We start from the raw sequence: 8,867 nt of genomic DNA, 5'->3' as shown, positions 1-8,867 counted from the left end.
GCAGAACAAAACGAAGAACAGGTGACCACAGAAGTGTTAGAGGAAGTTATTGAGAATAAAAATTGATTTAAGACACAAGACATAAGATAAAAGACGCGAGACAAAAGACCTGGAATACTGGGAATAATCTTAAGTCTTACATCTTGTGTCTTGATACAAAATACTAAAAAATGAAACTATTAATCGCTATAACAGTCGCTGAATACAGGGAGCGACTACAAGAGTTCTTTAGTGAGCATCAGGTAGCTTACTACAATGAAGTTGAGATGAAGGGAATGCGTAAACTAGAAAAGCAACATCGCCTTGGCAACTGGTTTGGGCAGGGAACGATGGGTGTTGATAATATCGCCTTTATCTCATTTGTGGGAAATGAACAGGCCGATAGCTTGCTGGATAAGCTGTTGCAATGTAAAGCTGAAATGCCCCAGTGCAATATCAATGCTTATGTGGTTGACGTGGAGAAGGGGGTGTGAGTTTTTTAGGGTTCAGTGTTTAGAGATGAGAGGTGAGATAGGACTGAAGACAGGTGACGGATGACGGGGATTAATAAGTTCAGAGTTTTGGGTTCAAAGTTAGTGGGAGTGGTGAGCGATGAGAGATGGGACGGAAGACCGATGACGGAAGACTGAAGAGAGGGGATGATTTTGCCTGAAGGGCAAATACATAACAGCACAGGTCGCAGGCCTGTGTATTGCACAATACATGATTAATACTATTGAATAGAAAACAGGAGCTAACACTCCAATAAATAATGTAAAACCGCTATGGGCTGAAATATCAGCTAATAGCTAAACAATAAAACTATGCAAGAAAGAATTGTCAGAGCAATGGCTGGAATATTTGTGTTAACCAGCATTACACTAGCCGTGTTGGTGAATATTAACTGGCTTTATTTAGCCGGGTTTGTCGCCGTTAATCTTATTCAGTCGTCAATTACCAAATGGTGCTTGATGAATGATATCTTAACAAAATTAGGAGTACCGAAATAGTTTGAGTTGGCATACTGCCTAAACGTAAGCAGCATGCGAGATAATAGATTTGTTAGTTTTATTTGGCTAAGACAATGGCGATAAGGCTGTGCGCAGATGGTAATTTATTCCACCATGCAAATCAATCTTATGTCTTGAGTCTAATATCTAACAGTCTGTTATAAGGTTTCCATATTTTTTGTTTGTGAATGTAAAGGCTCTGATTGCAATTGTGTTATTGGGGCCTTTTATTATTTCATAGTTGAGCCAATATATTCCGGTTTCGGAAACTTACGCATGGGTGAGTACCTTATATAACTATCAAATATCTCCTTATCAGGACCAACAACTCTTGGATCATTTGTAGAATGAAGTTGTGCTATAAGTTCCTCTTTCAATTCATTTTCAATTGAAGCATAGCCTGTCTTTCCTGCAAGATTATTCAGGCAATACGGGTCTTTTATCACATTGTATAACTCCACTTCAGGTCTTTTTCCGTGAGCCAGTTCAAAATATTCAGCAACCTCATGGTCATCATGATTTTCAATAATGTAGCTCTTTGTGGGGCAATCATCAATATCAGTAAAAGCACTATTACCCATAAATTTTCCTTCTTCATCAAGACCATACATAGGCCATAATTGGGTTGAATCTTCCGGATTATAACGTTGAGGAGCACCAGCTGGCCAGCGCTCCGGTTTGATGTTCCAGATATAAAGAAATTCCTTATTGCGAATCATCCGTTGCGGATATCCCCAATTTAAATAGCGCGAACACGAATGCCTTTCGCGGCCTGCAAGTACGGATGTCTTGTTCTCGTCCACAATACCTTGATTTTTGCTTCGAAGAATATTAAGAATACTACTGCCAGAGATGGGTAACATGCCCTCCGAACTAGTTTCTGTCAATTCCAGAATAGTAGGAGCGATGTCAACAAAACTTATGGGATCATCAACTATCCTTTCTCCGGGAAATTCTTTAGGGTAGCGAATAGCAAAGGGAACATGAACACCGTATTCAAAACAGTTTGCTTTAGCACGGGGAAATGGCATACCGTTGTCTCCGGTAACAATAACAATAGTGTTATCCAATTCACCAATACGATCCAGGTAGTTTAGCATACGCTGCAGGTGAAGATCGAACCATTCTATTTCCACTGCATAGTCCAGTAGGTCACCGCGAATTTCATCATTGTCAGGAAGGAAGCCGGGCACTTTAACATCTTCAAGAGTTTTGCCCATTTTCTTCCAGGAACCTTTTTCGTAAGACCTATGTGGTTCAGAAGCACCATACCAAAAGAAAAATGGCTGATCACCTCTTACGCTGTCAATAAAGTATTTAAAATTCTCAAAGTAATTCCGTTTGCTAATGCCTTTAGCAAAGCGTTCATCGTTTGTAGCATTATAGGTTATGTTACTATACGATTTACCCGCAGCATCACCCTGGCGCCATAATGAATCTTTCTCATTTCGTGCATAACGGAAAGGAGCAACACCTTTACCTGTGCGGCCGGTTATATATCCGTTTTCATTTAGCAAATCAACAAATGGAATGTGTTTTTTCATCCAAGAAGAAGCATGCTGACCCGATTGTTCGTTCTGCCAGGGGTAACGTCCCGTAACAATGCTACTTCGTGAAGGTGCACAGCCGGGAGAACCAGCGTAGCAATTGGTGAAATAAATTCCTTCACTTGCAACCTTATCGAAAGCAGGAGTATTCACAAAATTACATCCACTAAAGCTTGTATGCTGAAATGTTTGGTCATCACTAATAGCAAACAAGATATTTGGTCGCTTTTGCGTTGTAGGTTTCTTTGTGCAACTGATGTTTAAAGCAATTAATATTGCAGATAAATAGACTAGATGTAACTTCATTGTTCTTTTCATAGCTTTAAATTCCACTGACCATTAATATTTAAGAGTGAATGGTTCAATCCTGTTTTTCCAAATTCTCCTCAATAAAGCTAATAACTTTATTAAAATATGCTTCCCCACCCACTTGCCAAACATTCAAATGATTGGCTTCCTCGAAAGCAATAAATTGCTTTTTATTACTCGACAGGTTTGCGTAATTCAGTTGGGCATACTCAATCTTTATTCGTTTATCTTTTTCTCCATGCACCATTAAAACCGGTTGTTTAATATTCTTAGCAGAATTGGCAGGAACAGTTTCATCAGCCTCGAAACCACCAATTTTCTCACTTAGCCAGATAAAGTAATCAACCATAACTTTTGCATCAAAGCCAATCATGTTTTTTGAATAATCATGTACAATTTGCCGGTAATCAGAAAAGGTGCTTTCGATAATACCAAGCTTTAGTCGTTTATCAATGGACAAGGCTTGCAGACTTACAGCAGCTCCAAGCGATTGCCCCCAAATGATATAGTTATCGTTAATAGTTGACTTTGTTTTTAGCGAGTCAATCAGGCACGAAATATCGTATTTTTCCTTGTTACCGAATGTACAGTATTTGCCTTCACTTTCGCCATGGGCTCTAAGGTCGGGTAATACAACATTGTAGCCTTTATCTGTTAATTGTTTAGATATGGGAATAAAGCGTTCTTTATAGGCTCTGATACCGTGAATCATAATGATCGTTCCTTTGGATTTTAAACTGTCGGTTCTTAGAAGAAGAGCTTTCAGTTTTAGTCCATCTTTTGAAATAAAATCTAAACTTTCGGCTCTTAAATTATAATCAGATAGTTTGGGAATAATGGCATGTTTGTTAATCGCACGATTTTTATAAACCAAATTATTGACTTCTATTATCATTCTGGGTCCAACATAGCTGGCAATGCTAAAGCCAATAAAAAACAGTACTAAAATGGAGATCGATATTTTCCGTATTGCTTTCAAATTTGCTGTGTTGATTTTGTTGGTAATGGTTTACTTACCCCTGCGGATTAACTTTGTTGATTTTTAATTCGCAGTAGACGGAGGTTGGGGAGTTCTTTCTTCTATAATAATGGGTTGTACTCAATTACCTCTTTACTTTTATCATTCAGATCAACATAGTAATAATGAAATGTGTCGGTCTTATTAAACTCACCATCCTTATTAATATCTTCTGATGTAATAAAATAGATCCGTTTCTGCACTTTCATTAGTTCCCAATTGATTAATTCTTCATAAGCAGGCGTTAACTTCTTAAAGTGTTGTCCATCAGTGCTACTAATATAAAGCGACTCAATATCATCGTCATTTAGTTTTAAATCCTCATTGGTGTCTATGTCTGTAATTTGATAAAGAAGTACCGGCTCTACATCGGGAATATCTTTAGGACCGATAAATTCAATTTCATTAATCTTTAGTTGTTTGTTGGTTAGATTGATTAGTTTGACTGAATCGATATGTTGAAACCTCACATTAATTATATCGCCACGAATGGATGAATTGTCTTTATAAAAGAATGATATACTTCGTGAAGAAGAGTGAGAGCTATACGAACTCATAAATGCCTTTCTAACACTGCGGTTGGGCTTAATTTTGCCAATCGGGTGAATAAGATGACTTGTGCCTTCAAAATGAACCGGAAGACCAGCTACTTCAATGGCAAGGGTGTCGACGAGTAACTTATTTGTTAATGAATCGGACGATTGTTGATACACGACCTTAGGATTACTGTTATTGCAACAAATAAGAAATATTAGAATGAAGGGTAAAGTGATTAATTGTTTCATAGTGAACTATTGGTGTTTTTATTGATGATTTACTCAATTTTAATTTGCTCAGTTCCTGAGTGGCTCCATTTTACGGCCATGTTTTTGGAATCTTGCATACCAATAACACGCCCTTTGTTAATAAGAATTCCATGAAAGCTCTTCGGTATCCTGGTTCTGGAATCTTTAGGAAGATACCTTATACCAATTAAATAATGTGAAAAGTACCCAAACTCGCATAAATAGTAATCGCAATTTAAGGTTTGTTTGAATGCCTTTAAAATCTCATTTCGAGTTTTTTCTCCAATTTTAGGTTCAAAGGGTGACCAATAATTATTTTGTACCGCTCCCTTAATCTCTTCAGGTAGATTGACCCAATCCCTAAAACTATATTCTTTGAAATGATGTTTCATACAGTCATCCTATAAGTTTTAAATTGTGTAATGTGGAGGCACCGATCGCAGATCGGCACCAGCTAGGGGCGTGCAGTCGCGTATGTTTTATTTTGATTTAAAGACTTTGTGAGTCGAATTTCCACAATCTGTTTTAACGAATAAAATGTAAAGGCCTGGTTGCTGTTCTGAAATGTCAATAGTAAGCAAATTGCTATTATTTACAATGTTGATTGATTTAATTAACAGACCTTTAAGATTGTATATATCAATGGAAGTCAACCCAACGCAATTAGGTTTGATTGTAAATATTCCATTGCTTGGATTAGGGGATATATTAATTTGCCCCTGATCTTCATTAAAACCAGTGCTTTTGTCAATTGATACTGAAGTTTTGGGGTCACCTACTAATATTGTTTGCCAGGATAATCCTGGAATAGCACTATAGTAGCTTTCTGCTAGATTAAATCTTGTCTCTGAAAAAAAATAATTTTTAAAAAATAAATTGGTATTAAAAGTACTGTGGACAAAGGCATGGTATGGATAACCAATCGCTCCGCATACACCTTCATTTATTAAATCAGCTAATAACAGTTCATTGTCGGGATTATCTTGCCTATTGAAGGTTCTAGCTGAGAATGAAAAAAGTATTTCTGCAACAGAGCCTTTTAGCCAGGAATTGTTTAATACTTTATTGCCAGGATCAAAGTTTATACTCGAATATGCAATAACTTCTGTTTGGTTCGTCAGTAATGAGTATTCTGGATGATAAATACAGTTCCATCCATTGCTACCAATGTAATTTTGTAGATTCTGAAATTTATTGTCAATAATATCAAAGCTTGGAGAGTTATCAATGTAACTTAGGTCAAGCACAAATTTAGATGCTTCTTTACTAACCGGAGATTCATAGCTGCTCCTATCTATTAAATTTTTAATGTCTAGTACCGTATAACCATCTAGCCTTGAAACTAAATAGATATCATAATCAGCTCTACTAAACAAGCTATTCGAATTAAGGTATGGATTCTTTACACCATCAGGTTTACCAATGTATTCTTCCAACTGACTTAAAACCAAAGACAGTTCAGAATCGACAGATGCGCAACTTTTCCAAGTTGAAATATTTCCGTCTTCACATTTGCCTCTTTTTACTCTTAAGGGTACTCCTTTTGTTGTTACGATATAATTTATATCATTGGTTAGATTATTACTTAATAGATGGTTTCTAACTTGTATTCTAATGTTATCAAAGGTTAGACTATCAATTTCTTCATCAACAACAGATGATATATGTATTATATTCTTATCAGGTATATTACGTTGTTGCTGAAAGTATAATCCAATTTCTTTAGAAACATCACTATTATCATTGATAATTACAGCAACATCTACATAGCTGCCATTATTTTGACCTAAAACAGGTATGCAAGAAAATATAATTAATGCTAAAAGTATTTTTTTCATTTTAAATAATGCTATGTTGCATGTTTTATTAGTTGGATATCAAGTGGCTTATAGCGCCCCTCCATCCCTGGCTACAGTACGAATCTCCTCATATGGGTTAGCCATTACCACGCGAAAGGATTGACTTGGTCTATTTTCAATTTATGCGATAGCGTAGGCCAGATTTTGGAGGTTTTTAGAAATTTAGATGAAAATTGTTAGTCATTCGAGTACCTGCCAACATTGTTGATAAGGCAAGAATCACAGTTCCAACTCCAATTGCAATGATTAATAAACCAATAATCCTAATGACTTTATCGATTTTTTCTTTGTCGACTTCAGATATTAGGTTGTCGGGAATTGGTTTTCTTAGAATCACGGATAGGATGGAGTCAAAATGGTTGCGAATTAACACGCCAAGTCCAATCAATAATCCACCTTTACAGGTAGTTATTAGAAATGTAATGAATAAGAGAAATTTCATAGTCAAATTATTTATGTTATTAGGTTTATATTTTAGTTCTTATTATAAGTAGTACAGCTCACACACATCTACTCATATACCATCACTCCTTAATCACAAATGTTTCCCAACCATCGTAATCGCCATTAAGATCTTTTGCTTTTTGTCTCAACTCAAAAGTAATTTTATTAATTGATTCAGGATAGATATAATCGGTGCGGGAAATTCTTAACTGATAAGGAAGCTTTAATAGCTTATCTGTTTTCTTGCTTTCTACTTTAAAGCCAAGGGCTTTCACCTGCTCTACGTACTTTTCCTGATCGGCTTGACTGGCAAAGTATAACCAATGATCAACTTGTCTTTCTTTTGATAAGTTATCGCCTGCCTGTTGTAACTGAAGGAGCACTTTTTTGTTGGCCATATTTTCGCGAATGAATTCATTGGGATACAAGAATTGAGTATAGGCTTCCCAGTTCTCATCGGGTTTAATGTTGATGTAGTACTCATAGTTACTAAACGATGTGGTGTATAGCTTACTTAGTTTAGCTCTGATTGATGTTGTGTCGGATAAATAAATATAATCCAGCCGTTCGCACTGATAGGTAAAGGTACCAGCAAGTTCGCTAGTAACATGCTTCTTTAACAGCCTTTCAACATGATCAGATATATTATATAAGTTTGCAAACTCATCACTATCCGGAAATCCATCATCCCTGCAGTTTTCAAACTTAACACCAGTAATCAGTACATATGGCAGGTTTTTATTGGGAGCGATGTTAATTAAGTCCATATTTAAGGTGACCGAACCAGGCCCGCTTTCGTATTGAGCCAGATAAACATCCCAGTTACCATCTTGTGCATGGACGCCTAAATGCGTCAACAATAATAGAATTGCAATTAAAAGAGTTAGTTTGTTCATTAGTGGTGTTTTAGTTTGTTGTTAAATGTGGGTTATTGGTGTTGATGGTTTTGATTGTTTATGTATTGCTCGCGCAAATGTCATTTTCATTTGTAAGGTTCTATTTTCAAAGTCATGTAACGGCTCGAATATGTGTAGTGCGGGATTTCAAGGCACTTCATTATCAAACCTCTAAAATGTTTATTAAATGCTTTAATGTTCAAATTAATCAAACCTCCCGCATTATGTGTTTATTGATGTGCATAGTTTTTGTTCCATATTTCTAAGTCATATTCTTTATTTACAAGGTATCCTTCATTCATTTTTTCTAGAATATTATACTTCTTTAATAACTTAATCCACTCAGGTATTGATTTCTCTTTATAAACTGCATGATACATTAATAACACCATTGAATATGAATTTAACTCACAGTTAATCATTTTAGAGTAAAACTGTTTCTCATTAATATCAATTGTGGTTTCTCTATCAAGGTAGTTTAGCAGAAAGAAAAGTTTACTAGTAAAAATTGAGTATTCATTTTGAACCTTATGTATGAAACTATTGTATACTGAAACTAATTGGTTTTTATGCTCTGAAAAACTCTTACTAACTTCCCAATCAATACCTTGCATATTTAGTATAGTATAGTATAGTAAGCACCTTTAAAAAACATATGCCCTTCAAAATCATTTTCGTTATAAGATATTCTGAGTCTTTCAGTTGATTTGGTTAAATCTTGAAAAAGCAGAAAAAATTTATTTTCAAAATTTAACCTATTCTGTTCCTGAAGCTTTTCTGCATTTGTGATTCTATCATTCTTAATTTCTTGTCGTTGAATATTTATCGTATAAATAATTCCCGCCAACGATAAACCAGCAAATAAAGTACTAATAGCACCAAACATGCTTCCAAAAGAGGCTCTTTCCTCCCATGAATCAAGCGAGAAATATAAGAAGAAGAAATATGCTAATAAGAGTAATACAGTTATTATACAAAGGATTATTAAGGTTTTGATTTTGATGCTTTTCATAAAGCAAA

At 35.6% G+C, this 8,867-nt stretch carries 11 protein-coding genes; 2 read left to right on the top strand and 9 right to left on the bottom strand.

Features of this window, described 5'->3' with window-relative positions:
* Window positions 1-170 precede the first annotated feature (170 nt).
* A complete protein-coding gene (locus tag AC4MRQ_RS14010; RefSeq protein ID WP_491198311.1) occupies window positions 171-473 on the top strand; it encodes a hypothetical protein in 303 nt (100 codons plus the stop codon).
* 330 nt (window positions 474-803) lie between these two features.
* Window positions 804-989: a YgaP family membrane protein gene (locus AC4MRQ_RS14005; RefSeq protein ID WP_491198310.1), complete on the top strand. Its 186-nt coding sequence runs from the start codon at window positions 804-806 to the stop codon at window positions 987-989.
* Window positions 990-1,219: 230 nt separating this feature from the next.
* Here the strand turns inward: AC4MRQ_RS14005 and AC4MRQ_RS14000 are convergent, their stop codons facing one another.
* The 9 genes from AC4MRQ_RS14000 to AC4MRQ_RS13960 form a co-directional block, all read right to left on the bottom strand.
* On the bottom strand, window positions 1,220-2,842 hold the full coding sequence (locus tag AC4MRQ_RS14000) for a sulfatase family protein (RefSeq protein ID WP_491198309.1): 1,623 nt from the start codon (window positions 2,840-2,842) through the stop codon (window positions 1,220-1,222).
* Between the two features lie 55 nt (window positions 2,843-2,897).
* A complete protein-coding gene (locus tag AC4MRQ_RS13995) occupies window positions 2,898-3,824 on the bottom strand; it encodes an alpha/beta hydrolase (RefSeq protein ID WP_491198308.1) in 927 nt (308 codons plus the stop codon).
* Window positions 3,825-3,925: 101 nt separating this feature from the next.
* Window positions 3,926-4,648 carry a hypothetical protein gene (locus tag AC4MRQ_RS13990; RefSeq protein WP_491198307.1) on the bottom strand — a complete coding sequence of 241 codons (723 nt, stop codon included), beginning with the start codon at window positions 4,646-4,648 and terminating at the stop codon, window positions 3,926-3,928.
* Between the two features lie 29 nt (window positions 4,649-4,677).
* The gene (locus AC4MRQ_RS13985) at window positions 4,678-5,040 is read right to left on the bottom strand and encodes a hypothetical protein (RefSeq protein WP_491198306.1); all 363 of its coding nucleotides are present in this window, start codon (window positions 5,038-5,040) and stop codon (window positions 4,678-4,680) included.
* Between the two features lie 87 nt (window positions 5,041-5,127).
* On the bottom strand, window positions 5,128-6,486 hold the full coding sequence (locus AC4MRQ_RS13980) for a TIGR03790 family protein (RefSeq protein ID WP_491198305.1): 1,359 nt from the start codon (window positions 6,484-6,486) through the stop codon (window positions 5,128-5,130).
* Between the two features lie 175 nt (window positions 6,487-6,661).
* Window positions 6,662-6,949: a hypothetical protein gene (locus tag AC4MRQ_RS13975; protein WP_491198304.1), complete on the bottom strand. Its 288-nt coding sequence runs from the start codon at window positions 6,947-6,949 to the stop codon at window positions 6,662-6,664.
* A gap of 82 nt (window positions 6,950-7,031) precedes the next feature.
* Complete coding sequence (locus AC4MRQ_RS13970; RefSeq protein ID WP_491198303.1) at window positions 7,032-7,847, bottom strand: DUF695 domain-containing protein; 816 nt, start codon at window positions 7,845-7,847, stop codon at window positions 7,032-7,034.
* A 230-nt stretch (window positions 7,848-8,077) separates the two neighbouring features.
* Window positions 8,078-8,461 (bottom strand): putative phage abortive infection protein, encoded by a 384-nt coding sequence (locus AC4MRQ_RS13965; RefSeq protein WP_491198302.1) that lies wholly within the window; start codon window positions 8,459-8,461, stop codon window positions 8,078-8,080.
* A gap of 2 nt (window positions 8,462-8,463) precedes the next feature.
* Window positions 8,464-8,859: a hypothetical protein gene (locus tag AC4MRQ_RS13960; RefSeq protein WP_491198301.1), complete on the bottom strand. Its 396-nt coding sequence runs from the start codon at window positions 8,857-8,859 to the stop codon at window positions 8,464-8,466.
* Window positions 8,860-8,867: the final 8 nt, after the last annotated feature.

The organism is Carboxylicivirga sp., assembly GCF_982718395.1.
The sequence above is the reverse complement of the archived record's forward strand: the minus strand, read 5'-3'. Positions and strand labels throughout refer to the sequence as shown.